This is a genomic window from Streptomyces sp. NPDC020898 (assembly GCF_044333925.1).
Lineage (GTDB): Bacteria > Actinomycetota > Actinomycetes > Streptomycetales > Streptomycetaceae > Streptomyces.
On the sequence record NZ_JBIRRV010000020.1, the window covers coordinates 127814 to 152607 of the forward strand.

At 70.0% G+C, this 24794-nt stretch carries 18 protein-coding genes and 1 tRNA gene; 9 read left to right on the forward strand and 10 right to left on the reverse strand.

Translation table 11 applies throughout. The features are described 5' to 3' along the window. Positions 1-37 precede the first annotated feature (37 nt). The gene (locus ACH4TV_RS40710; RefSeq protein ID WP_398406397.1) at positions 38-1423 is read right to left on the reverse strand and encodes a cystathionine beta-synthase; all 1386 of its coding nucleotides are present in this window, start codon (positions 1421-1423) and stop codon (positions 38-40) included. A gap of 150 nt (positions 1424-1573) precedes the next feature. Between ACH4TV_RS40710 and ACH4TV_RS40715 the strand changes: the two genes are divergently transcribed. Both ACH4TV_RS40715 and ACH4TV_RS40720 read left to right on the forward strand, forming a co-directional pair. Further along, entirely contained in the window at positions 1574-2608 is a 1035-nt protein-coding gene (locus tag ACH4TV_RS40715; RefSeq protein WP_398406398.1) for an SGNH/GDSL hydrolase family protein, read from the forward strand. An 85-nt stretch (positions 2609-2693) separates the two neighbouring features. Next, positions 2694-3218 carry an ATP-binding protein gene (locus tag ACH4TV_RS40720; RefSeq protein ID WP_398406399.1) on the forward strand — a complete coding sequence of 175 codons (525 nt, stop codon included), beginning with the start codon at positions 2694-2696 and terminating at the stop codon, positions 3216-3218. A gap of 85 nt (positions 3219-3303) precedes the next feature. On the opposite strand, the gene ACH4TV_RS40725 is transcribed toward ACH4TV_RS40720, so the two are convergent. From ACH4TV_RS40725 to ACH4TV_RS40735, 3 genes are all read right to left on the reverse strand, one after another. Continuing rightward, positions 3304-5607 carry a FlgD immunoglobulin-like domain containing protein gene (locus tag ACH4TV_RS40725; protein ID WP_398406400.1) on the reverse strand — a complete coding sequence of 768 codons (2304 nt, stop codon included), beginning with the start codon at positions 5605-5607 and terminating at the stop codon, positions 3304-3306. Positions 5608-5804: 197 nt separating this feature from the next. Further along, complete coding sequence (locus ACH4TV_RS40730; RefSeq protein ID WP_398406401.1) at positions 5805-6716, reverse strand: hypothetical protein; 912 nt, start codon at positions 6714-6716, stop codon at positions 5805-5807. Between the two features lie 131 nt (positions 6717-6847). After that, entirely contained in the window at positions 6848-7252 is a 405-nt protein-coding gene (locus tag ACH4TV_RS40735) for a hypothetical protein (protein ID WP_398406402.1), read from the reverse strand. Positions 7253-7529: 277 nt separating this feature from the next. Here ACH4TV_RS40735 and ACH4TV_RS40740 point away from each other — a divergent pair, with 277 nt between their 5' ends. Next, on the forward strand, positions 7530-8645 hold the full coding sequence (locus ACH4TV_RS40740) for a helix-turn-helix domain-containing protein (protein WP_398406403.1): 1116 nt from the start codon (positions 7530-7532) through the stop codon (positions 8643-8645). A gap of 71 nt (positions 8646-8716) precedes the next feature. On the opposite strand, the gene ACH4TV_RS40745 is transcribed toward ACH4TV_RS40740, so the two are convergent. Then, entirely contained in the window at positions 8717-12079 is a 3363-nt protein-coding gene (locus ACH4TV_RS40745) for a S8 family serine peptidase (RefSeq protein WP_398406404.1), read from the reverse strand. Between the two features lie 105 nt (positions 12080-12184). On the opposite strand from ACH4TV_RS40745, the gene ACH4TV_RS40750 reads away from it, so the two are divergent. The 3 genes from ACH4TV_RS40750 to ACH4TV_RS40760 all read left to right on the forward strand — a co-directional run bounded on the left by ACH4TV_RS40750 (position 12185) and on the right by ACH4TV_RS40760 (position 15596). Next, the gene (locus ACH4TV_RS40750) at positions 12185-13165 is read left to right on the forward strand and encodes a LysR family transcriptional regulator (protein WP_398406405.1); all 981 of its coding nucleotides are present in this window, start codon (positions 12185-12187) and stop codon (positions 13163-13165) included. 139 nt (positions 13166-13304) lie between these two features. Continuing rightward, a complete protein-coding gene (locus tag ACH4TV_RS40755; RefSeq protein WP_398406406.1) occupies positions 13305-14525 on the forward strand; it encodes an acetyl-CoA C-acetyltransferase in 1221 nt (406 codons plus the stop codon). 273 nt (positions 14526-14798) lie between these two features. Beyond that, entirely contained in the window at positions 14799-15596 is a 798-nt protein-coding gene (locus tag ACH4TV_RS40760; protein ID WP_398406407.1) for a hypothetical protein, read from the forward strand. Between the two features lie 195 nt (positions 15597-15791). On the opposite strand, the gene ACH4TV_RS40765 is transcribed toward ACH4TV_RS40760, so the two are convergent. After that, positions 15792-16103, reverse strand: a complete 312-nt coding sequence (locus ACH4TV_RS40765) for a hypothetical protein (RefSeq protein WP_398406408.1) — start codon at positions 16101-16103, stop codon at positions 15792-15794. A 104-nt stretch (positions 16104-16207) separates the two neighbouring features. On the opposite strand from ACH4TV_RS40765, the gene ACH4TV_RS40770 reads away from it, so the two are divergent. Then, positions 16208-16438: a DUF4287 domain-containing protein gene (locus ACH4TV_RS40770; RefSeq protein WP_398406409.1), complete on the forward strand. Its 231-nt coding sequence runs from the start codon at positions 16208-16210 to the stop codon at positions 16436-16438. Between the two features lie 118 nt (positions 16439-16556). Here the strand turns inward: ACH4TV_RS40770 and ACH4TV_RS40775 are convergent, their stop codons facing one another. The 3 genes from ACH4TV_RS40775 to ACH4TV_RS40785 all read right to left on the reverse strand — a co-directional run bounded on the left by ACH4TV_RS40775 (position 16557) and on the right by ACH4TV_RS40785 (position 19194). After that, positions 16557-17465 (reverse strand): Bax inhibitor-1/YccA family protein, encoded by a 909-nt coding sequence (locus ACH4TV_RS40775; RefSeq protein WP_398406410.1) that lies wholly within the window; start codon positions 17463-17465, stop codon positions 16557-16559. Positions 17466-17706: 241 nt separating this feature from the next. Further along, positions 17707-18882, reverse strand: a complete 1176-nt coding sequence (locus ACH4TV_RS40780) for a 4-hydroxybenzoate 3-monooxygenase (RefSeq protein ID WP_398406411.1) — start codon at positions 18880-18882, stop codon at positions 17707-17709. Between the two features lie 228 nt (positions 18883-19110). Beyond that, positions 19111-19194, reverse strand: a tRNA-Leu gene (locus tag ACH4TV_RS40785). A gap of 414 nt (positions 19195-19608) precedes the next feature. Here ACH4TV_RS40785 and ACH4TV_RS40790 point away from each other — a divergent pair. Then, positions 19609-20382 (forward strand): ABC transporter ATP-binding protein, encoded by a 774-nt coding sequence (locus tag ACH4TV_RS40790; RefSeq protein WP_398406412.1) that lies wholly within the window; start codon positions 19609-19611, stop codon positions 20380-20382. 103 nt (positions 20383-20485) lie between these two features. Then, on the forward strand, positions 20486-23014 hold the full coding sequence (locus ACH4TV_RS40795) for an ABC transporter permease (protein ID WP_398406413.1): 2529 nt from the start codon (positions 20486-20488) through the stop codon (positions 23012-23014). A gap of 98 nt (positions 23015-23112) precedes the next feature. Here ACH4TV_RS40795 and ACH4TV_RS40800 read toward each other — a convergent pair whose 3' ends face one another. Continuing rightward, a complete protein-coding gene (locus ACH4TV_RS40800; RefSeq protein ID WP_398406414.1) occupies positions 23113-24414 on the reverse strand; it encodes a class I SAM-dependent methyltransferase in 1302 nt (433 codons plus the stop codon). Positions 24415-24794: the final 380 nt, after the last annotated feature.

The following is a 24794-nucleotide window of genomic DNA, read 5'->3' on the forward strand; positions in this document are numbered from 1 at the left end:
CGACTGCCGCGGGCCGAGGTCGGCACCCCCGTCCGCGTCAATGTTCCGCGCGCGCCATGTACGCCAGGAGGTCCTGCCGGGTCACGACTCCGGTCGGCTTGCCCTCGACCAGTACCATCGCCGCGTCCGCGCCGCCCAGGACCACCATGAGATCTGCGATCGGCTCACCGGATCCCACCTGCGGCAACGGAGGCGACATGTGCTTCTCCAGCGGGTCGGTGAGGGCGGCGCGCTGTGTGAAGAGCGCGTCCAAGAGGTCCCGTTCGACGATGGAACCGACCACCTCTGCCGCCATCACGTCGGGGTGCCCAGCCCCCGGCTTCACGACCGGCATCTGCGAGACGCCGTACTCATGCAGCACCTCGATTGCCTGGCCGACCGTCTCATCCGGGTGCATGTGGACCAGGCTGGGGATGGCGCCTTCCTTGCGCCTCAGCACGTCCCCGACATTTGCGGTCGGCTGCGCCTCCTCAAGGAACCCGTAGGAGGCCAGCCACTCGTCGCTGAAGATCTTCGACAGGTACCCGCGCCCGCCATCCGGCAAGAGCACGACGACCACGTCGTCCGGGCCGAGCCGCTCGGCGACCCGCAGCGCGGCCACGACCGCCATCCCGCAGGAGCCGCCCACCAGCAGGCCCTCCTCCTTGGCGAGCCGCCGGGTCATCTGGAAGGAGTCCTTGTCGGACACGGCGACGATCTCGTCGGCGACGGTCCGGTCGTAGGCGGTGGGCCAGAAGTCCTCCCCCACGCCCTCGACGAGGTACGGCCGCCCGGACCCGCCGGAGTACACGGACCCCTCCGGGTCGGCGCCGATCACCTGGACGCGCCCGTCACTGGCGTCCTTCAGATACCGCCCGGTCCCGGAGATGGTCCCCCCGGTGCCGACACCGGCGACGAAGTGGGTGATCCGCCCCTCGGTCTGCTCCCACAGCTCGGGGCCGGTGGAGTGATAGTGCGAGAGGGGGTTGTGGGGGTTGGAGTACTGGTCGGGCTTCCAGGCGCCGGGCGTCTCGCGGACGAGCCGGTCGGACACGTTGTAGTACGAGTCCGGGTGCTCGGGGTCAACAGCCGTAGGGCAGACGACGACCTCGGCCCCGTACGCACGCATCACGTTGATCTTGTCGGTGGAGACCTTGTCCGGGCAGACGAAGATGCAGTGGTAGCCCTTCTGCTGGGCCACGATGGCCAGCCCGACACCGGTGTTTCCACTGGTCGGCTCGACAATCGTGCCGCCGGGCCGAAGCTCTCCGCTCTCCTCCGCCGCCTCGATCATGCGCAGGGCGATGCGGTCCTTCACGGAGCCGCCGGGGTTGAAGTACTCGACCTTCGCGAGGACGGTCGCCTGGATGCCCGCGGTCACACTGTTGAGCCTCAGCAGCGGGGTGTTGCCGACGAGGCTGATCATCGAGTCGTGGAATTGCACCGTTGTCTCCGGTTGCCGCACATAAAAGTGGTTGTCATTGGTGCGGCCAGCCTAAGGCTCCTCCTCGGCATTCACCTCACGTAACGATTGGCGGACGGTCGGTACGGGGCAAGCACTGGGTGTACGGCTACGAGGAGGTGGCGGCGACGCATGACGAGCATGTCCAGGGCAAGAGTGGCCCGGCGGATCGCAGCCGGCGCGGCGTACGGCGGCGGCGGGATCGGCCTGGTGAGCGCGGCGACCGTGGGACTGGTGCTGGCCGAGGTACGGATGGCGAGACGGCAGGTGGGCAACGGCCGCAGTCCGCACCCACCGAGTGCGGACGGTCTCTACGGACGCGGGTACGCCACCCCCGGTGAACCTCCGCTCCGACTCGTCCTGCTGGGCGACTCCACGGCGGCCGGCCAGGGGGTCCACCGGCCCCGCCAGACCCCGGGCGCACTGCTCGCGTCGGGCCTGGCGGCGGTCGCGGAACGCCCGGTGGAGCTGCGCAACGTGGCCCAGCCCGGCGCCCAGTCCGACGACCTGGACCGCCAGGTCGCACTGACCGTCTCGGCGTCCGACTGGATCCCGGACATCTGCGTGATCATGGTCGGCGCGAACGACGTCACACACCGCATGCCCCCGACCCGCTCGGTCCGCCACCTCTCCTCGGCGGTACGACGCCTCCGCACGGCCGGTGCGGAGGTGGTCGTGGGCACCTGTCCCGACCTGGGCACCGTCGAGCAGGTCCAGCAGCCCCTGCGCTGGCTGGCCCGGCGGGCGTCCCGGCATCTGGCGGCGGCGCAGACGATCGGGGTCGTGGAGCAGGGGGGCCGCACGGTGTCGCTGGGCGACCTGCTGGGCCCCGAGTTCGAGGCGAACCCGCGCGAGCTGTTCGGCCCGGACAACTACCACCCGTCGGCGGAGGGCTACGCGACGGCGGCGATGGCGGTACTCCCGACGGTGTGCGCGGCCCTGGGCCTGTGGCCGGCGGACGAGGAGCGTCCGGACGTGTCCCGCCGCGAGGGCTTCCTGCCGGTGGCACGGGCAGCGGCGGAGGCCGCGTCGGAGGCGGGCACCGAGGTCACGGCGGCGATGCCGACCGGCCCCCGGGGCCCCTGGGCCCTTCTCAAGCGCCGGAAGCGGCGGCGGGTACCGGCGACGGACCCGGCACCCACTCCGGGGGGCGTGTCGAGCGGCTGACGGCGACGAGGGCGGCGCGGGCAGCCCGGGAGGCATCCCGGGCCCGTGCCCGCGCCCCGCAGAGCACGCGCTAGCGTCAGGGCGCATGATCGTATGGCTCAACGGCACGCACGGCGCGGGCAAGACGACGACCAGTGCGCTCGTACAGCAACTGATCCCGGATTCACGGGTGTTCGACGCCGAGAAGGTCGGCGAGACGCTCATGGACATCACGCCAGGACTGCCCGAGACGGACAACTTCCAGCACTGGCCTCCGTGGCGGCCCCTCGTCGTCGAGACCGCCCGCCGTGTGCTCGACTACACCGGAGGCACCCTGGTGATCCCCATGACCGTCCTGGTCGAGCCGTACTGGCGCGAGATCAGCACTGGTCTCGCCCAACACGCCATCCCTGTACGGCACTTCGTCCTCCACGCCGACCAGGACACTCTCCGGGGACGCATCGCGGGCGACACCGTCCTCGGCCCCAACTCCCCGTTCCGCCTCACATACCTCGAGCCCTACGCCGAGGCGGCCCGCACCTGGCTGCACGCCGAGGCGGAGGTCGTCGACACCACACACCTCACGCCTGCCCAGGCCGCCCGGCGGATCGCGGAAGCCGTCAAGAACTGAGCCCGCCCCACCCCTGCCACCGGGTCCGATGGCAGGGGTGAGCGGGCTCGGTACAGGCCGTGGCGGCCCGTCTGCCGTCTTCCGTCTACCGCACGGTCAGCGGCTTGGCGTGGATCACCGCGTTCTTGGGTGTGCCGTTGGCGGTGCGGGCGATCAGGGTCACCCGGTAGGTGCCGGCGCGGACCAGTGTCCCGTTCGTGGCACGTCCGTCCCAGGTCACGGCGATCTTCCCGTGGGCCCGGCCGCCGGTGAGGGTCCGTACGACCGTGCCGGTGGAGGTGGTGACGGTCAGTTTCCAGTTCGCGGTCGGCTTGTTCAGGTGCCAGACGCCCTTGAACTCGACGCCCTGGCGCGGGTCGACGGAGGTGGGGACGGTGGCGTCGGTCGCCGCGAGCGGGGAGGTGGTCACCTGCGGCCACTTCACCGTCACGTCACCGGACGCCGTCGTGTAGGCGACCGGACCGCCGAACCGGTCCACGTTCCAGAACCGGCCGCGCCGGTCGGCCGGGGCGTACGGCGGGGACACCAGCGGGCCCAGCTCCTTCGTACCGACCTTGGCGGCGGGGACCGCGCCCTTCAGATAGGTGATCAGGAGCTTGCCGGCCTTGTTGTCCTGGGAGACCAGGTAGCCGTCGGCCAGCCGCGCGTAGCCCCGCGGCACGGTCTGCGTCGTCCGCTTGACCTGGTCGTAGACGACCGCTTGTCCGTTCGGCCCGCAGGACCAGTAGACGTACCGGCCGACCACTTGCAGATCGGACGGGAGGCAGGAACTGACCGACAGGCTGCCCAGCTTCCGCATCGACGGCAGTGAGTACCTCTCGAACACGGCCTTGCCCGAGATGGTCCGGGCCGTCCACAGGGTGTTCCCCCACAGGGCGGCGGCCGACCAGGGGCCTCTGGTCAGGTAGTTGCGCCCGTTCCACACCTGCTTGCCGTCGCCGTAGTTCTCCACCGTGTACGAGGCGGACGCCGCCACGATGTCCATCTGCCACGCCGGGCGGCTGATGCCGCCCTCACCCATGCCGGTGAACCGCAGGCATTCCCCGTAGCACTCGGATCCCCACACGGGGTCCGACTTCGTGGTTCCGAGGTCGCCCAGGTTCTGCGGCGGTGCGACGGTCAGCTTGCCGGCGGCTGTCAGGGAGAGCGCGGAGGCGGTGAGATCGGTGCCGGGATACGGGCGGAACGTGTCGTTCCGCTCGCTGCCGAGCAGCACCCGTCCCTGGTCGACCGCGACGCCGCCTGCCTCGTACACCGAGACCGGGGGCAGTGGCGCCCCCACCGGCTTGAAGACCGGGACCCCGTCCGCGCCCAGGGTGACCTGCTGGACCGTCCAGTGCTCCGCGTCCGTACCGCCCTCGATGAAGAAACTGCCGTCGTCGCCGTCGACGAAGTTCCGTGACGAGGCGGCCAGCACCGTCCGCGCCGGCCCGTCGCCGGTCACCGGCACGGCGACGATCCCCTCGTTGGCGGCGCCGGGGTACAGCACCCAGCCGCCGATCGGGCGGGCGGCCTGGAGGTCGTACTGCGGAAGGTCGACCACGTGCCCGGGGGCCTGCGGATGGTCGCGGTCGATGACGTACAGGTGGCGTTCGCCGGGCTGTTTGCCGACGGCGTAGAAGCTCACCGTGTCGCCGGCCCCTAGGCGGGGGAACTCCAGGTAGGGGAAGTCGCCGCCCGGCACGTACGTCACTGAGGCGGAATCGAAGTCGAGGAGCACCGTACGCCAGGAGTCGCTGCCGACGCCGACCGCGTGGTACCCGAACGCGGCTCCCCGCTTGTCCGACGCCGGTGAGTACGCCCACCCGTTGTAGTCGTCGGCCAGGCCGGTCACCGGCCGGTCGACCGGCTGTCCGCCGCCCGCCGGCATCTCCAGCAGGCGGAGGGTCCACTTCCCGCCGACCTCGCGGGCGACCAGCAGCCGGTTCTCGGCGAAGACCTCGGTGACCCGGTCATCGGCCGCCAGGCGGAACCGCGCCACCTTGTTGGTGGCGTAGTGCCGGATGTCGAACACGTTCCTCGCCTGCAGGGTGTCCGGGACCCGCTCCAGCCCGAGGCCGCCGTTGCGGGCGATCGTGGACACCTGGCTCGGGACCTGCCTGGTCGAGCCGTCGCGGCTGATCCACTTGGCCGGGGAGGCGGTGTCCGACGGCCTCGGTGCGACCAGATGTCCGGAACTGTCGGCGGCGGTCAGGAACCCCTCCCGCGGCGCCACCCGGTTTGCGCCCGGCATCGTGATGGTCGGCATGTCCTGACCAACCGCCGCGACGGCCACCGGGGACGCGAACTGCAGCAGCCCGGCCACGACGGCCAAGGCCGCCCCGACCGAGACGATCCCGCCCCTCGCCCGTTTCCCTCTCGACACCGTACGCAGAGTCGTGCGTCTCACGCGTCCCACCCCCATCGGTTCTCCCTGCCAACTGCATCGGCACTGCGCTGCCGCCACTGCGATGTGGAACGGCCGCACCAGCCCATGTCGCACCGTCAGACTCACGTGGGGGCGCAGACGTTGTACGAGAAGGGCACCGATGTGACATGACCGAGCAGCGCTGTCCGCAAGGGAGGGTGTCCGGAGCGCGCGCCGGGTCAGTGAGCGGTCTCCGTGACGTCCGCACCGGCCTGTTCGAGAGCGGGGAAGCAGAGCCGTACCTGGTAGCGGGCCGCCAGCTGCCGGACCCGCGGCATCAGCTTCTCCGTCAGTTCCTCGATTTCCTGGCGGTGGTCGGTGACGAACCGGGTCCGCAGCTCCTCGCGCAGCGGCTCGCGGACGGCTTCGACCGGGGCCATGCAGGTCGCGTAGTCGGCGGCCAGGTCCATGTCGGTTCCGCCGGCGGCGAGCCGCTGGTCCACGAGCCCGAAGAACCTGCTCTCGCTTTTCACCTGCACACCCCGCTGTGCGAGGCAGGAAGGGAAGGCGCGGTAGGCCAGGGCGACCGACTCATCGGATCCGAGGCTGCCGATCACTTTGAACCAGGACATCCGCAGCGGACCGTAGAGCGCCCGGAACTCGTTCAGAACAGTCTGGCCCGCTGCCAGGCAACGCCGCATCAGCTCAGGCTCCGGAGAGTCCTGCGACGCGGCGGGTTCGGGGGAGGGCACCGGAACCGCGGTCGATCCGAAGCCGTGGCTCCGGATGAACTCCAGGTCGGGCAGGTCCATGTATCTGGTGAAGGCGAGCGGCGCCAGGTCCGGCATCTCCTCGCCTCGGGACTCCACGCAGTCGCGGATCTCGCCGTCGGCGACCGCTTCGCCGAAGGCGTCGAGACCTTGGGACCACCGGGACTCGGCGCCGGTCACCGGCAGTACGGCGGGCGTGAGGTCCACCGGCACGTCGTAGGTCACGGGCGAGGCCCGGAACGTGGCGGCAGCCGGATCGCCTCCGGCGGGGGAGGCGGACGGCTTCGAACAGCCGGCTGCGCACGCGACGAGAGTGATCAGCGTGACGAGTGTGAGCACGGTGCGCGGCGGTACTGCGGCTGTCCGGGTCGGTCCGGCCATCAGGAGCCTTCCCCTTCTCTTTCTTTTTCTCTTTCGCAAACGGTGGGACGGACGCCGTGTACGCGTCCGTGACCGTGTCCCTGTCCGGTGGGGCCGCCGCCTGGCGGCCCCACCGGACACGGTCGGGAGGACTAGTGCGTGATGTTCACGTAGTCGGTCCCGTCGTAGTAGCTCTCGACGCCGAACGTGGTGCCATCGTTGAGGTCGGTCAGCAGGAGCTGCGTGTCCACGGCGTAGCTGCCGTCGTCGAGGCAGTGCCAGCCGGACGCGCCTCGGAACCAGGTGCCCGCCGAGTTGCGGTACATACCGCGGTAACAGTCGTAGCCGGTCAACGACGTGTCGTTCGCGTAGGTGAGGTTGAGGTCGCTGCAGGTGCTCGTGGACGACTTCGTCGCCGTCTCCGAGTACGTGCGGTAGCCCGTGGTGATGGTCGTGGTGACGCACGCCTGGGCCGCAGCGGAGGCCGCCGGCGCCAGAGCGACCAGTGAGGCACCGATCATGCCCGTCGTAGCGAGCGCTGCCCAGAGCTTGTTCATGGACTTCTCCTTGAGTCGGTGGTGCTACGGATCGGCTCGCAGAGGGACGGGAACGGCGCGGCTCTCTCACCGCGCCGCCCTTCCCCCGCCGAACGCCGCAGACACTGGCAAGGGACGTCCGCCGACGGCAACGAGTCGGCCCGGGATGGGACGTTGGGATGGGACGACCTGCGTGAACGTGGTGTGTTCGAGGAGTGTGGGACGGGTGTGGGACAAGCACAGCGGAGGGGACTAGGATCCGGCCGCTACAACCACGGTTGCCTGGAGGGGTGTTCTCGTGACGCACAGTGCGGAGTTCGAGAGATTCGCGGCCTGTTTGCGGGCGTTGAAGGATCGTGCGGATCTCAGTTACGAGGCGCTCGCCCAGAAGACCGGCATCAGCAGTTCCAGCCTTCACCGGTACTGCTCGGGCTCCTATGTCCCGCAGGACTACGGCTCCGCGCACCAGTTCGCCACGGCCTGCGGAGCCTCGCGTGAGGAACTGAGACGCCTGCACCGGCTATGGGCTCTCGCGGACGCCGGCCGGCCGACATCCGCAGGGGCCGGCCCCGAGCCCATGCCGGACCCGGACCCGGACCCGCAACCGACCCATGACCCGGCCTCGGCGTCGGACGCCACACCCACACCCGCACCGGCATCCGCACCCACACCCACACCCACACCCACACCCACACCAACGCCGGCAGCGCCCGCCCGGGGCGGCTTCCGGTACCGACGGGGCCGAATAATCCTCGGGGCGAGCGCCCTGGCACTCGCGACGGGGGTGTGGGCCGCCGTCTCGGACAACACGCCCCGAGCGAACAGTCTGCCGAAGAACGACAGCCGTCTCCTCTTCTCGGACGCGTGCGCCGAGACGGTGAGCATGGGCCAGCAGGACGCCTGCGTACGGGAGGTGCAGCGACTCCTCGCCCGGGTGGGGGCCGACATCGACGTGGACAGCAGTTTCGGACCGCAAACGCTGAGACGCGTGACCGCTTTCCAGGTGCTGTCCGGCATCACCGTCAACGGGGTGGTCGGGGAGCAGACGAAGGAGGCGCTCCACGCGCAGAAGGCACGGATGGACACCTGGTCGCCGGAGAAGGTACGGCAGCGCATCCGTGAGGTGTTCCTGGAAAAGCCCGATCGCGCGGTCGCCGTCGCCGACTGCCAGTCGTTCCTCGATCCGCTGCACATCCTGCCGAACACCAACGGCACCAGGAACTGGGGCGTCTTCCAGATCTCCGACGCGCGACTGCGGGAGCTGGGCGGCACACCACGCACCGCCCTGGAGCCGGAGTGGAACATCCAGGCCGCGTACCGCCTGTACAAGCGTGCAGGGGACTTCAGTGACTGGTCCCACTGCGACCGGGCGTACCTGGGCTCCCCGTCCCCCTCACCGTCCGGCTCGGCCTAGCGTCGCCATCGCCATCGCCATCGCCATCGCCATCGCCATCGCCAAGGACGATCTCGGCGGCGACACGCTCCTCACCCCACCCGGTACCCCCGGATCACCCGGTACTCCACCGCTCCCCCGTCCGCGAACCCCGCACTCGCCCGCAGCGACACGTAACCCCCGCCCGCGGGCCGCCCGCCCGGCAGCGGCACCGCCCACGCATCCCGCCCGACCTTCACCGGCCGCACCTTCCGCCAGCTCTGCCCGTCGTCGTAGGACACCTCCACCGCCACCGACCGCACCGCCGAAGGAGCCGCCCCCGGCTGCCGTACGAGCCGCATCGGGACGACCGGCAGGGCGCCCGTGTTGGTCCGGTCGACGACCGGTGCGAAGTCGAACGCCGACAGCCCGAGGGCCGCGTGCCCGCTCACCTCGCCCGACCGGAAGGTCCACGAGCCGCTGATGCTCGTACCGAGGCCGAAGCCGCCGTTGGCCGCACTGCGCTCGGCGGAGTACTCCAGGCGGTAGGTCGACTCGGCCGCCGGGACGGTGCCCGAGGCGTCGGACCAGGGGTAGTCGAGCTCTACGAGTTTCTGGTCGCCGTAGTAGAAGGCGACCCTGCTCGTGTCGTACAGCGAATAGCCGGTGTGGCCCGCCTGGTCGCCGGCCATGGGGACGTTGAAGGAGAGGCGGTTGCCGTCGCGGGCGACAAAGGTCGTGCGGCCGAAGCGCGGGCCGGGGACCGCCTTCTGCCAGGTCACGGTGTACTGCTTGCCGGGCTCGTAGGTCTCGTGGTTCGAGAAGAACTGGGTCTGGAAGGCGCCGTCTGCCGCGTACTGGTTGTACCGGGTCTCCCACATCGCGTCGTCGGCCTTGTAGTAGACGGTCCGGCGGTGGCCAGGGGTGTCGAACCAGATGGCGCCCGCGGACAGCGCGCTCCCGCCCTCCGGCGGGAACCCGAAGTGGTGCTGAAACGCCCTCGACGGACCATCCGGAGTCGCCGAAGTCACCGAGTAGTACTGCTGGTTCACCGTCGCCAGTTCGCTCTGGCGCACCACCCGGCTGAAGTCCGTCGGCAGATGGCCCCGTTCGAACCACACCAGCACGTATTCGTAGGGCGAGTCGTTGTACGTGCCGTCCGCGCCCTTCTTCGCCCAGAAGCCGCGTACGTCCGCGACCAGCGCACCCTCCCCGGGGCCCACGTCGTCGCCCAGCGCGGCCGTGAACAGTTTGCCGAAGGAGTCGGCGGTGGCCCGGACGCCGAAGCCCACCCCGGTGGTGAACTCGCGGCGGAAGCCGACCGAGGCGAGGCGCAGGCTCGCGTCCTTGCGGGGGAGGGTCGCCGAGACGGGGGTGCCCTCGCGGGCGTCGAGGACGATCTCGCTGTCGCCGGTCACCGTGAGGGTGGGACGGGCCAGGATCGTCGTACTGCCGTCCGACGGCGTGATGACGGACGCGTCCACGGTGTAGCGGCCGGCCGGGAGGGAGACCGTGCCCGAGCCGGAGGGGTCGTACACGAAGCGGTAGACCGAGCCGTCCAGGCTGAAGATGTTGGTCCAGTAGTCGGCGGCCGGGTTGCCCGCCCGGTCGACGACCTTGACCGTCAGCTTGTGGGTGGGAGTGGCCTTCGTGATCGTCAGCGGTACGCGGACCGAGACCCCGCCCGCCGCGTCCGCGCCCACCAGCGCGCCCTCGAACACCCCCGTGCCGCTCTGCACGCGCGTGTCGGCGGTCACCGTCACCGTGGTCGCCGCGCCCGCCGGGACGGTCGCACGCGCCGGGGTGACCGTGAACATGCCGGCCGGCGAAACAGCACCGTCGGGGCCGGTCACCTTCGCCGCGAAGTCCAGGGTCACCGGGTCCGCGCCCTCGTTCCGGTACGTCACCGTCCTGACCACCGGTATGTCGTCGTCGGCCGGGGCCGCCTGGGTGCCCAGGGGCAGAGCGGTGGGGCTGGCGAGGACGGACTGCCGGACGCCCCTCGCCGCGTCCACCCTTCCCGCGCCCTGCGCGTTGACGTTCGCGCCGGAGGTGGCCGTCGCCGACGCCATCAGGGCCGCCTTCAGCTCGGCCGCCCGCCAGCCGGGGTGCTGCCCGGCGAGCAGAGCCGCCGCTCCGGCGACGTGCGGGGTCGCCATGGAGGTGCCGGAGACGGAGGTGTAGCCGGGCTCGACCTCCACGTAGTCGCTGCCCGCGTGCGCGGCCCTTGCCGCCACGATGTCGACGCCGGGTGCGGTGATCTCCGGCTTGATCGCGCCGTCCTCGCGCGGCCCCCGGCTGGAGAAGGAGGCCATGACGTCCTGCTTGTCGACGGCGCCCACGGAGAGCGCGGCGTCCGCGGTGGACGGGGAGTCGACCGAGCCGTCCGCGCTGCCGTCGTTGCCCGCGGCGAGGACGAAGAGGGCGCCGGTCTCCTCGGTGAGCGTGTTGACGGCCTGTTCGAGGACGTCCTCGCCCGGGGTGTCGTCACCGCCGAGGCTCATGTTGACGACCTGCGCCCGGGGCGCTGCCCACTCCATCCCGGCCAGGATCGCCGAGTCGGAGCAGGACCGGTCGGGGCACACCTTGCCGATCAGCAGGGACGCGCCCGGCGCGACCCCCTTGTACTTCGCCCCGCCGCCCGCGACCGTCGACGCCACATGCGTGCCGTGACCGACGGTGTCGTCGGCGTCGGGCGCGTCCGTGAAGTTGACGGCCTCCTTGATCCGTCCGGCCAGGTCGGGGTGGGTGGCGTCCACGCCGGTGTCCAGGACGGCGACCGTGACGCCCGTGCCGTCGTACCCGGCCTGCCAGGCGGCGGGCGCGCCGATCTGCGGCACGCTCCGGTCCAGGCTGACCTGCCGCTTGCCGTCCAGCCAGAGCTTGGCGATACCGCTCGCCGCGCGCAGTCCGGTCGTACGGCTGCCCGCGGTCACCCCGTCCCAGAAGGTGGCCGCCGACTCCTTCGTCACGGCCACCGCGGCGCCGTCGACGGAGGGCAGGGCGCGGGTCACCCGGGCGCCGTCCGTGGCACGCAGACTGCGGCTGCCGAGCGTCGCGTCGGCGTACGTCACGATCGCGGGCAGTACGGCCGTACGCGCGTCGTCGTAGCCGGCCGCGACCAGTCCCGTCACGTCGAACAGCCGGTCGTCCACCTGGCCGCCGGCGACCATGCGCAGGGCGTCGTTGGGGACGACGTACTGGTGACCGTCCCGCTCGAACTGGTGGAAGCCCATCGACTCGCGGCCTGCCCCGGGCTCGATGGCCACGGCGTCGCCCGACAGGTCCACGCGGTCGCCGGTGACGAGCGTGACCCGGTGGGTGGCGGCCTGCTGTCCGGGTCCGTGGGTCCAGTCGGAGGCGACGGCCGTGTCCGTGGCGCCGGTGGCTCCGGTCGCGGGCGTGCCCGCCGCAACTCCCTGTACCAGGAGGGCAGTTGTCAGTACGCCGACCAGTCTTCGGGACATGCGGGACATACGGCCTCCACTGCTGCGGTGGTGACGGTCGTGACTCCGGTTGCGACCGACTGTTCCGCCGGAGGCGATCTTCCGGGTACTCCCAACCGCCCATAACATCGGGTTATGGATCTGGAGATCCGCCACTTACGCGTCCTCAACGCGATCGCCGACACCGGTTCCCTCACCCGTGCCGCCGCGGCCCTCGGCTTCAGCCAGCCCGCGCTGAGCGCCCAACTCCGGCGCATCGAGCGATCGTTGGGCGGGGCACTGTTCGTACGGGACGGCAGCGGTTCCCGGCCCACGGCGTTCGGCGCGTTGGTGCTGGCGCATGCGCACGGCATCCTCACGGCCCACGAGGACCTCCTGCGGGACATACGGCAGCGGGGCCCCGAGGACTCCGACCTGACCGCCGTGCGGCTCGGCTCGGTCCCCGGCCCGCTCACCGCCGTACTGGTGACGACCGCGCGCCGACTGCTGCCCCGGGCCGAGATCACCCTGCACACCTGCGACACGGAGGAGGAGCAGCTCGAACTGCTCGCCACCGGCCGCCTCGACTTCGGACTGGCCGTCGACTACCCGGAGTACGAGCTCGCGTTGCGCCCCGGAATCGGCGACGCCCTCCTCGCCGTGGAACCCGTCTTCGTGCTGATCTCCGAACGGCACCCGCTCGCCGACCGCCCCGACATCCCGCTCCGGGACCTGTCCGGCGAGGCCTGGCTGGCCGGGGAGAACAAGGACGTACGGATGCGGGCGCAGTTCCGGGCCGCGTGCCGGCGGGCCGGGTTCACCCCGCGCCGGGTGCAGCGGCTGAGCGCGAGCGTGGTGTTCCCGCTGGTCGGACAGGGCCACGGGGTCGCCCTCGCGCACCCGCTGGTGTCCGAGCGCGAGGGTGTCGTCGTACGGCCGCTGACCGGCGATCCGATGGGCGTGCGGCAACGGCTGGTGTGGGCGGCCCACAGCCCCCTCGCCGCACACGCGCCCGCGCTGCTCGACACGCTCACGAAGGCGTACTGGGCGGAGGCGCAGCGGGCGCGGATGTACTGGGCGTGGCTGGAGGCAAGGGGCCGGCTGCCCCCGGCGGCCGGGGCGTCCGGCACCGAGTGAGCAAGCGCTTAGAAAAGTGCGGCCCGAGTCACACCGCGACACCCGTGACCGGGGGCATACGTACGGGTAACTTCCCAAGCAGGTCCGCCTGCAAGAAGCGAAACGCCCAGCAGCCCCTCGTAACGCCAATGGAGTCGTCATGCCGGAAGCCGTCATCGTCTCGACCGCCCGCTCCCCCATCGGACGCGCCTTCAAGGGCTCCCTCAAGGAACTGCGCGCCGACGATCTCACCGCCACGATCATCCAGGCCGCGCTGGCCAAGGTCCCCGGCCTCGACCCGCGGGACATCGACGACCTGATGCTCGGCTGCGGTCTGCCCGGCGGCGAGCAGGGCAACAACCTCGGGCGGATCGTCGCCGTACAGATGGGCATGGACTACCTGCCGGGCTGCACGGTCACCCGTTACTGTTCCTCGTCGCTCCAGACGTCCCGGATGGCGCTGCACGCCATCAAGGCGGGCGAGGGCGACGTCTTCATCTCGGCCGGTGTCGAGATGGTGTCCCGGTTCACCAAGGGCAACTCGGACTCGCTGCCGGACACGCGCAACCCGCTCTTCGCGGAGGCCGAGGCACGTACCGCCGCCGTCGCGGAGCAGGAGGGCACCTCCTGGCACGACCCGCGCGAGGACGGCCTCGTGCCGGACGCGTACATCTCGATGGGCCAGACCGCCGAGAACCTCGCCCGTCTGAAGGGCGTGACCCGGCTGGACATGGACGAGTTCGGCGTCCGTTCGCAGAACCTCGCCGAGGAAGCCATCAAGAACGGCTTCTGGGAGCGCGAGATCACCCCGGTGACGCTGCCCGACGGCACGGTGGTCTCGAAGGACGACGGCCCGCGTGCGGGGGTGACACTGGAGGGCACGCAGGGGCTCAAGCCGGTGTTCCGTCCCGACGGGATGGTCACGGCCGGCAACTGCTGCCCGCTGAACGACGGTGCCGCGGCTGTCGTGATCATGAGCGACACGAAGGCCGCCGAGCTGGGCCTGACCCCGCTGGCCCGCATCGTGTCGACCGGCGTCTCCGGCCTCTCCCCCGAGATCATGGGCCTCGGCCCGGTCGAGGCGTCCCAGCAGGCGCTGCGCCGAGCCGGCCTGACCATCGACGACATCGACCTGGCCGAGATCAACGAGGCGTTCGCCGCCCAGGTGATCCCCTCCTACCGCGAGCTCGGCCTCCCGCTGGAGAAGCTGAACGTGAACGGCGGCGCCATCGCCGTCGGCCACCCCTTCGGCATGACGGGCGCCCGGATCACCGGCACGCTCATCAACTCCCTCCAGTTCCACGACAAGCAGTTCGGCCTGGAGACGATGTGCGTCGGCGGCGGCCAGGGCATGGCGATGGTCATCGAGCGCCTGAGCTGATTCCTGACGGTAGTTGAGCAGATGCGGTGAGTGAGCCGACGGCCCGGAATCCCGTAACCACCGGGGTTCCGGGCCGTTTCGTGATCCAATCTCACCCAGGATGTGACCTATCTCGCTCTGGAGAGGTATTTGCGCAGGTCAGGATGGGTTCGATACCAATCCCCGGGCCCAAAGTCCTGTCCGTTTCGTGACGTTACGCACTGACAGATGGTTAGTCCACCCTTCAAGCTGATGTAGGAAGTCGGGGGTCGACTTTGAACCGGGAGTACGTCAGTGAGCGCTACGCCTCTTGCTCTGCTGCTCGCCACAGCCACCATCACCACGGGTGTGGGCGTCGCCGTTCTGCGCACCCTGCTGGGGCTGCGTCGACAGATCGCGGCCCTGCACGCCGAACTCGCCGCCCAGAGCCTCGCCGTCGGTGCGCACGGTCTCGTACCGCAGGCCCGCACCGCCGGTGACACCGCCGAGATACGCGCTGCCGTGGCCGAGGCGCTCGCCGAGGAGCGGGAGCGGGAACTTGCCGAGGCGCGTGCCTTCTGGGCCGCCCAGGAGGCACGTGACGCCTCCGACGCGCCCTCCCTGCTCGGCCTCCCGGACAGCGAGCTGTTCCTGCCGCGCCCGGCGGACTTCGCGGGCCTGGAGTCCCTGGAGCCGGTCACCGAGCCCAGCACCGACTCCGACGAGTTCGCGGGAGAGTCCGCCGAACTGGCCGCCGCCCGTCGCCGGCACCCCTCGCACCCCGACTTCGTGCCGGTCCAGTCGCCCATAGTCAACGACCACGAACGCACGGTCGCCTGCCTGGAGGACCTCGCCGAGTCCCGCACCGCCCTGGCCGACGTCCGCCCGGGCCCCCTGGGCACCCTCGACGTCTACGTCTTCACCGACGGCACCACCCTCTGCATGACCCCGGGCCACCGCGAAACCGCCGAACGCCTCTCCGCAGCCCTGCGCACAGGCGAGGCCCCCGTCCTCCTCGGCGGCTCCGGCATCTCGGGCGCCTACGCCCTGACCTTCGAATGCGGCGAGGAAACGGTCTACGTACTGGCGGACAGGGTCATAGCTTCCCTGTAGCCGGGGGAACGGTCACGGCGGCTGGGTCACGCGATGGCTGGTGTCGCGGTCACGGCGATCGGTTGCGGTCACGGCAGTTGCTTTTCCGTCCCTGCAAAGAGGCCGAGCTTCAAACCCCGCCGGCACCAGCGCCCCCATAGGGGCGCGGGGAACTGCGCGACAAGCCCCCACGCACCCGCAGCCAACAACGAACGCCTACACCTGCGCCCGCCGCTGAGCCTCCGCAACCAACGCAAGCGCCGAGGCCAACTCCCCTTCGCTCCGCACAACCAACGCCAAATCGTGCGCCGCAACAGTCACCTGATCCGCCGCCGCGAACATCCCCACGTCAGGCATGACCCGAGGCTCCACCCCAGGCGCCTCCACCAGCTGGGCACGCCGTGCCAACTCCCTGGCCAACCCCAACGCCTCCCCGGCAGCGCCCCTCTGCAACCGACTCTGCGGCGCCGCCCGCAACCGGTCGGCAAAGTGATCCACTGCACGCGTCAAAGGCGAGGTATCCAGCACGCCGCGAGACTACGCGTCGCCACGGGACTGTTGCCAACGCCCCAACCCTCAGGCACGGTGGCGTTAAGGACCGGCTTACATCCCCTTTGCGTCCGGAGGCGCCGATGTCCCACGTCCTCTCCGAGGAGACCCACCGCAACATGCTCGCCCGCATCCCCCATTGCACCGGTCGTGAAGTATCCGACTGGTTGCGCACCGTCGACGAAGGCCCCTCCCTCTTCCGCTTCGAGGAGAAGGTCAGCTGGCTCCGGCACGAGCACAATCTCGCGTACGGCCACGCCAAGGCGATCATTCATGAGTACGACGTGAGGAGGGCCGCGCGCAAGCTTCTCTGAGAGCACAGCCCTCTGAGAGACCAAGCCGCGCACCACAGACGCAGAAGGGCCCCGGGAGTGACCCCGGGGCCCTTCTGCGTACTTGCCTTTACCGCCTACTGACTACAGCCTGCTCCAGCTAGTCGTCACCCTGAAGGATGGCGATCAGCCGCAGGAACTCCAGGTAGATCCAGACCAGCGTCATCGTCAGACCGAAGGCCGCGAGCCAGGCCTCTTCGCGCGGCGCGCCGTAGGCGATGCCGTCCTCGACCTGCTTGAAGTCGAGGGCGAGGAAGCACGCGCCGAGCAGGATGCCGACGACACCGAAGATGATGCCGAGGGGGCCGCTGCGGAAGCCGAGGCCGTCACCGCCGCCGAACACCGCGAACAGCAGGTTCACGGCCATCAGCAGGATGAAGCCGAGCGCCGCGGCCATCACGAAGCCGAAGAAACGACGGTTGACGCGGATCCAGCCCGCCTTGTACGCCACGAGTACGGCCGTGAAGACCGCCAGCGTGCCGATCACGGCCTGCATGGCCGCACCGCTCGCGATGCGGTTGTCGACGACGCTGGAGACGACGCCGAGGAAGACACCCTCGAACGCCGCGTACGTCACGATCAGCGCGGGCGAGGCCTTGCGCTTGAAGGACTGGACGAGGCTCAGGACCATCGCCACCAGGAAGGCGCCGATGGCGAAGCCGTAGGACCGGCCGATGTTCGCGTCGTCCACGGGCAGCAGGGCCCAGGCGAGCGCGGCCGTGACGACCAGCACACCGAGTGTGGTGGCGGTCCGCATGACGACGTCGTCCATCGTCATCCGGCCGGTGGTGACCGGGGCCTGCGGCGGTGCGCCGTGCTGAAGGTCCTGCTGCGCGTAGGGGTTCTGCGCGTACGGGTTGCCGCCCTGCTGGGCGTGCTGGTCCGCATACGGGTTGCCCTGCTGCGTACCGACAGCGGCGCCCCCGGCCTGCGGCGCGGTGTTGAAGCCCGCCGTGCCGTTGTCGCGGCTGAACCCCCGTCGCGAGAAGACCGGGTTGCTGCTCCTCATTTCACTCCTCCATGGCCACGCTGCGTAGCCTTGGGCTCAAGAGTAATAGGTGGGCAAAGGAATGACCCTAGTGCTTGGGGAGGATCTTTCCCTTGTCCTGTCACGAACACGCTACGCGGCCACCTGATTCCCGGCCACGGAGCCCCCGTTCCATGACCGATCCGGTACACACCCGAGACCGCCCCCTGATCAACCGGCACCGGACCACCGCTCACCCACTCGCCCACCCTCGGGTCTCCCCTCAGTCCAGCGGGAAACCCGTGTACCCCTCGGCAAGGTCGGCCTCCGCCGAACGGGCGCCGGCGATCCGCTCCAGCCGGGCCAGCTGGAGCCGGGCCTCGAAGGGAGTGGCGTCCGGAGCCGGGTGCAGGAGGGTCGTCATGTCGTACGAGAACCGCTCGGCCTGCCAGACCCGGCGCAGGCAGGTCTCGGAGTAGGCGTCGAGCAGCTGGGCCGACCCCGTCTCCTTCTGGTGCGTCAGGGCGCGCGCGAAGGTCACGACGTCCCCGACGGCGAGGTTGAGCCCCTTGGCACCGGTCGGCGGCACGATGTGCGCGGCGTCCCCGGCCAGGAACAGCCGCCCGTACCGCATGGGCTCGTGGACGTAACTCCGCATCGGGGTCACGGACTTCTGGGTGATGGGCCCCCGGTCGAGCTTCCAGCCGTCGGCGGTCTCGAAGCGCCGCTCCAGCTCGTCCCAGATCTCCTCGTCGCTCCACTCCTCGGCGTCGGTGCCGTCGGGCACCTGGAGGTAGAGGCGGGAGACGGACGGGGAGCGCATGGAGAGGAGGGCGAAGCCGCGCTCGTGGCGGGCGTAGACCAGCTCGTCGTGCGAGGGCGGCACGTCGGCGAGGATGCCGAGCCAGCCGAAGGGGTACGACCGTTCGAAGACCCGGGTGAGCTCGGCGGGGATCGCCGTACGGGCCACCCCCCAGAAGCCGTCGCACCCGACGACGTACTCGCACTCCAGTACGTCCTCGCGCCCCTCGTGCCGGAAGCGCACGCTCGGACTGCCACCGTCTGCCCCCTCCACAGCGAGCGCCTCCGCCTCGAAGAGCAGCGGACCGCCCTCCGCCAGCTGGAGGGCGATGAGGTCCTTGCAGACCTCGGTCTGGGCGTAGACCATCACGGACCGGCCGCCGGTGAGGGCGGGGAAGTCGACGCGGTGGCGCTTCTTGTCGTAGCGCAGCTCGATGCCGTCGTGGCGCAGCCCCTCCCGGTCCATACGGGCGCCGGCGCCGGCCGCGCGCAGCACGTCGACGGTCCCCTGCTCCAGGATCCCGGCGCGCTGGCGATGCTCCACGTACTCCCGGTCCCGGCTCTCCAGGACGACCGAGTCGATACCGGCGTTGTGGAGCAGCCGCGCGAGCAGGAGCCCGGCGGGGCCGGCTCCGATGATGCCGACGGTGGTACGCATCGGTCGTTCCCTTCGTTGGCTTCTTCGCCGTGGGCTTCTTCGCCATTTTCCGCGACTGCCGGGGGCTGCCGGGACTGCCGGCCGACCGTTATCGCGTTCGTGTAGTGAAGTTTTTTTCACGAACTTGTTCCCACGAGTGTCTGACCACACACGCCCGCTGTCAACGGTTCTGCGATGAAGTCCTCAATGAAGGGAGCACCGACAAAACCGGCATATGGCGGTCGGAGGTGCCCGGAGCCGGACTTGAACCGGCACGCCCGCGAAGGGGCAGCGAGGTTTAAGCTCGCCGTGTCTGCATTCCACCATCCGGGCAGGCCCTGGGCTCCGCATCGAGGTTCCGAGCCTATCGGGACGCCTCACCCGAACTGCGGGTGAGGGGACCGATGTTGTCTTATTTTATTGACGTCTGAGGGTGCATCAGCACCTGGAACGGGCCATCCGCACTTGCCAATAGCCTTTCGCGAGGCGGCCCGGCGCGCATGCGGAATGACGGAATTTCACCGCCCGAACAAGGTGGCTCCACCTGTTCTTGCCGTCATCCCTTGTCGGGGTCGGCCGTCATCCCCAGGTATGACCCGGGCCCTCGGGGTCCGCCCGGAGTCTGCCCCCGGAACCGGAACAGCGGCTGACTACATGACGGCCTTCGGCCACGACGATGGTTCACGAGGTCCGGAAGCTTCACACCTCGAACCCATCGCCGCCCGCCGTCCGACAGGAGCCCCACCCGTGACGACCACTCCCCTCGCCGACCGGATCACCACCGCGGTGGCCGCCCGGGCCACGGAACTCTCCAAGGTCTACGGACAGGGCGAGACACAGGTCGTCGCCCTCGACCGGGTCTCCGTCGACTTCAAGCAGGCCGAGTTCACCGCGATCATGGGCCCGTCCGGCTCCGGCAAGTCCACGCTGATGCACTGCGTGGCGGGCCTGGACTCGTTCTCGTCCGGCTCCGTGCGCATCGGCGACACCGAGCTGGGTTCCCTCAAGGACAAGCAGCTCACCAAGTTGCGCCGGGACAAGATCGGCTTCATCTTCCAGGCGTTCAACCTGCTGCCGACGCTGACCGCCCTGGAGAACATCACCCTCCCGATGGACATCGCGGGCCGCAAGCCGGACAAGCAGTGGCTGGACTCGGTGATCACGATGATCGGCCTCGCCGACCGGCTGAGCCACCGCCCCTCCCAGCTCTCCGGCGGCCAGCAGCAGCGCGTGGCCGTGGCCCGCGCGCTGGCCTCCCGCCCCGACATCATCTTCGGCGACGAACCGACCGGGAACCTCGACTCCCGCGCGGGCGCCGAGGTACTGGGCTTCCTGCGCAACTCCGTACGGGAGCTGGGGCAGACGGTCGTGATGGTCACCCACGACCCGGTGGCGGCGGCGTACGCGGACCGGGTGGTCTTCCTCGCGGACGGCCGGATCGTGGACGAGCTGTACGGCCCGACGGCGGACAGCGTCCTGGACCGCATGAAGCGGCTGGACACCAAGGTCCGCACCAGCTGACCCACGATCACCGGACAGGCTGACGCCCCCCTCAACTCCGGGCTCCCTGCTCCCCCCTGACTTCACCTCACCTCACGACACGACGGACTGAGACGACAACCCCATGTTCCGTACCGCCCTGCGCAACGTACTCGCGCACAAGGCCAGGCTTCTGATGACCGTGCTCGCCGTGATGCTCGGCGTCGCGTTCGTGTCGGGCACCCTGGTCTTCACCAACACCCTCTCGAACGCCCTCCAGAACAGCTCCGCCAAGGGCTTCGACCAGGTCGACGTCGCCGTGCAGGCGAGCGGCCAGGCCGATGTGGGCGACCGGACAGCCAAGACCCCGGAGCTGACGCAGGCTCTGCTCGACGAGAGTGCGAGGGTTCCGGGTGCCGCCTCCGCCATCGGTGTCGTGACCGGGTTCACCGCCATCGCCGACAAGGACGGCAAGCTCGTCGGCGACGGTTTCCAGTCGCAGGGCGGGAACTTCTGGGGCGACAAGGACGCCCGGTATCCGCTGTCGGAGGGCACCGCGCCGCACGGTGCGAACGAGGTCGCCCTCGACGCGAAGACCGCGGAGCGGGCCGGCTACAAGGTCGGCGACACCGTGCGCCTGTCGGTCGACGGCCCGGTGCTCACCCCCACCGTCTCCGGCATCTTCACCACGGACGACGGCAACGTGGCGGCCGGCGGCAGCCTCGCCCTCTTCGACACGGCGACCGCGCAGCAGCTGTTCGGCAAGCCGGGCACGTACGACGAGATCGACGTCAAGGCAGCGGCGGGCACGAGTCAGACCGCGTTGAAGGCAGCGCTCGACAAGGCGCTGCCGAAGGGCACCGTCGAGACGACGACGGCTGATCAACTCGCCGACGACCAGGCGGAGTTCATCTCCGCCTCGATGAGCGGTCTCAAGCAGGGCCTGCTGGTCTTCGCGGGCATCGCGCTCTTCGTCGGTACGTTCATCATCGCCAACACCTTCACCATGCTGGTCGCCCAGCGCACCAAGGAACTGGCCCTGATGCGGGCGGTCGGTGCCTCGCGCCGGCAGGTCACCCGGTCCGTGCTGGTCGAGGCGTTCGTGGTCGGCGCGGTGGCGGCGGTGACCGGTCTGGTGGCCGGTATCGGCATCGGAGCGGGGCTGAAGGCACTGCTCGGCACGCTCGGCGCGACCGTCCCCGACGGACCGCTGATCGTCACCCCGGGCACGGTCGGCGCGGCCCTCGCGGTGGGCATCCTCATCACCATGCTGGCCGCCTGGCTGCCCGGCCGCCGGGCCGCGAAGATCCCCCCGGTCGCCGCCATGAGCAGCGTCCACGCGGCCGCGACCACCAAGTCGCTGGTGCTGCGCAACACGCTGGGCGCGCTCTTCTCCGGCGCGGGCATCGCCGTGGTCCTGGCGGCCACGACGATGAGCGGCTCGGACGGCCAGGCCCCCATGGGCATCGGCGCGGTACTTCTCATCATCGGCGTCTTCATCCTCACCCCGCTGCTCTCCCGTCCGCTGATCGCCTCCGCCGCCCCGTTCATGCGCGTGTTCGGCGTCTCCGGGAAGCTGGCCCGCCAGAACTCGGTCCGCAACCCCCGCCGTACGGCCGCCACGGCCTCCGCGCTGATGATCGGGCTCACCCTCATCACCGGGATGACGGTGATGGCCGGCAGCCTCCAGAAGTCGATCGACAAGATGGCCTCGGCCTCGATCAGCGCGGACTACGTCGTCTCGATGGCCAACGGCTACGAGCTCTCCCCCGAGGTCGCCCGAACGCTGGCGAAGACACCGGGGGTGACCGCCCTCAGCCCCCTGCGCAACGCGGACGTAAGCATCGACGGCACGACGGAGTGGGTGACCGGCGTCACCGGTGGCACGATCGGCGAGCTGACCGAGCTGACGGTCGACGACGGCACGTTCAAGGTCGGCGGCACCCAGGTCGTCGTGGACGACGGCACGGCCAAGTCCCATGACTGGAAGGCGGGTTCGTCCTTCACGGCCGTCTATGAGGACGGCAAGAAGCAGCAGCTGACGGTCACGGGCGTGTACGAGAGCAACGAGATGATGAGCGGCATCATGCTCGACAACGCCGTCCTGGCCCCGCACCAGACGGACGTCTCCGACATGCAGGTCATGGTCAAGACGTCGGACGGCGCGACGAGCGCGACGAAGGACAAGCTGGAGAAGGCGCTGGGCTCCAACCCGGCCATCCAGATCCAGGACAAGAAGGACATCTCCAACGACATCGCCCAGATGTTCACGCTGATGCTGAACATGCTCTACGGCCTGCTGGCGATGGCGGTCCTGGTCGCCGTCCTCGGCGTCATCAACACCCTGGCCATGTCGGTCTTCGAACGCTCCCAGGAGATCGGCATGCTCCGCGCGATCGGCCTCGACCGCAAGGGCATCAAGCGGATGGTCCGCCTGGAGTCCCTGGTCATCTCCCTCTTCGGCGGCGTCCTGGGCATCGGCCTGGGTGTGTTCTTCGGCTGGGCGGCCGGCGAACTGGTGGGCAGCAGCATGGCGACGTACGAACTCGTCCTGCCCTGGGCCAGGATGGCGCTCTTCCTGCTCCTCGCGGCCACCGTGGGCGTCCTGGCAGCCCTGTGGCCGGCCCGCCGCGCGGCCCGCCTGAACATGCTGGCGGCGATCAAGTCCGAGTAGGGGGAGTGTGCGAGTAGGGGAAGGGAAGAAGGGGCCCGTTCCGGGGTGAGCACGACCGGAACGGGCCCTTTCCTTTCTCCGAAGGCTTCTCTGAACACTCAGTTCCAGGTACGGGTCCGCAAGGGCACCCCGGACGCACCCGACCCTGAAGTACGCACGGCGAGAACCTGGTTGACGCCGATCCGGTTCTGTTCGAAGGCGAGCGCGGAGGCGGCCATGTACAGCCGCCAGACGCGGGCGCGCCCCGGGCTGGTGAGCTGCTGGGCCCGCGCCCAGTCGGCCTCCAGGTTGGTCACCCACTGTCTCAGGGTGAGGGCATAGTGCTCGCGGATCGACTCGACGTCACGCACCTCGAACCCGGCCCGCTCCAGCTGGGTGACGGTGGTGCCGACCGGAGCGAGTTCCCCGTCCGGAAAGACATAGGCGTCGATGAACCCGTTGAGGCTGTACGCGGTCTCGTCCACGTGCGGCCGACGCGCGATCTGGTGGTTGAGCAGCCGCCCACCGGGCTTGAGCAGGGCGTACAGATCACGCGCGTACGTCAGATACTGCTCGCCGCCCACATGTTCGGCCATCCCCACGGAGGAGACGGCGTCGAAGGGCCCGTCGGTGACATCCCGGTAGTCCTGCACCCGGATCTCGACCCGGTCCGTGAGCCCCTGGTCCGCGACGCGCTTACGGGCGTACGTGGCCTGTTCCTGCGAGAGCGTGACGCCGACGACGTGTACGCCGTGCTCACGGGCGGCGTGGACGGCGAGGGAGCCCCAGCCGCAGCCGACGTCGAGGAGGCGTACACCGGGCCGGCCGCTCGTCAGCCCGAGCTTGCGGCAGACGAGTTCGAGCTTGTCGCGCTGAGCGTTTTCGAGAGTGGCACCGGAGGATTCCCAGTAGGCGCAGGAGTACACCATGGACGGGCCGAGGACGATCTCGTAGAAGTCGTTGCCGACGTCGTAGTGGTGGCTGACGGCCCGTTTGTCGGTGCGTTTGGTGTGCAGGCCCCGGCGTCTGCGGAGAACCTCTTCACGGGGCGGGGAGGGCGGGACGGGCGGCCCGGCCATCTTCAGGAGCCCGCGCACCGCGGTGCGCACCTCGGGCTCGCGCAGCGCCTCGGAGAGGCTCCGGGCGCCCTCCCCGCGGTTCCAGACCAGCCCGGACACCAGATCGAGGGCGGCATAGAAATCCCCCTCGATGTCCAGGTCTCCGGCGACCCAGGCCCGGGCGAGTCCCAGTTCGCCCGGTTTCCACAGCAGTCGGCGCAGGGCGCGGCGGTTACGGACGACCAGCGCGGGGGCGCCGGGCGGCCCCGCCTCCGAACCGTCCCAGGCGCGGATACGCACCGGGAGAGGGACCTGCAGCAACTCTTCGGCGAAGCTCTGTAGCCGCGAAGCGGCGTCGGGCATGGCGCACACCTCCGTTACGACGTGACCCGGAATGTCCAACACCACCAAAACACCAACGCCCCGCCCCCGCAGTCCCCCACCCCGATCACAACTGAGCAAAGCTCAACTTCAGGCCGCCTTTCCCACCCACCCACCCGTTTGCCGTCTCTGCTCAGCGCGGGCCCAGGCGTCTCAGCCCATCCGGCGCCTGAAGACAAGGCCCGTCCAGCCCCACCTCCTTTCCCACCCACCCGCCCCACCGCTCCTACAGCCCAGGCCCAGGCACCCCAGCCCGTCCAGCGCCTCAAGACAAGGCCCGTCCAGCCCCACCTCCTTTCCCACCCACCCGCCCCACCGCTCCTACAGCCCAGGCCCAGGCACCCCAGCCCGTCCAGCGCCTC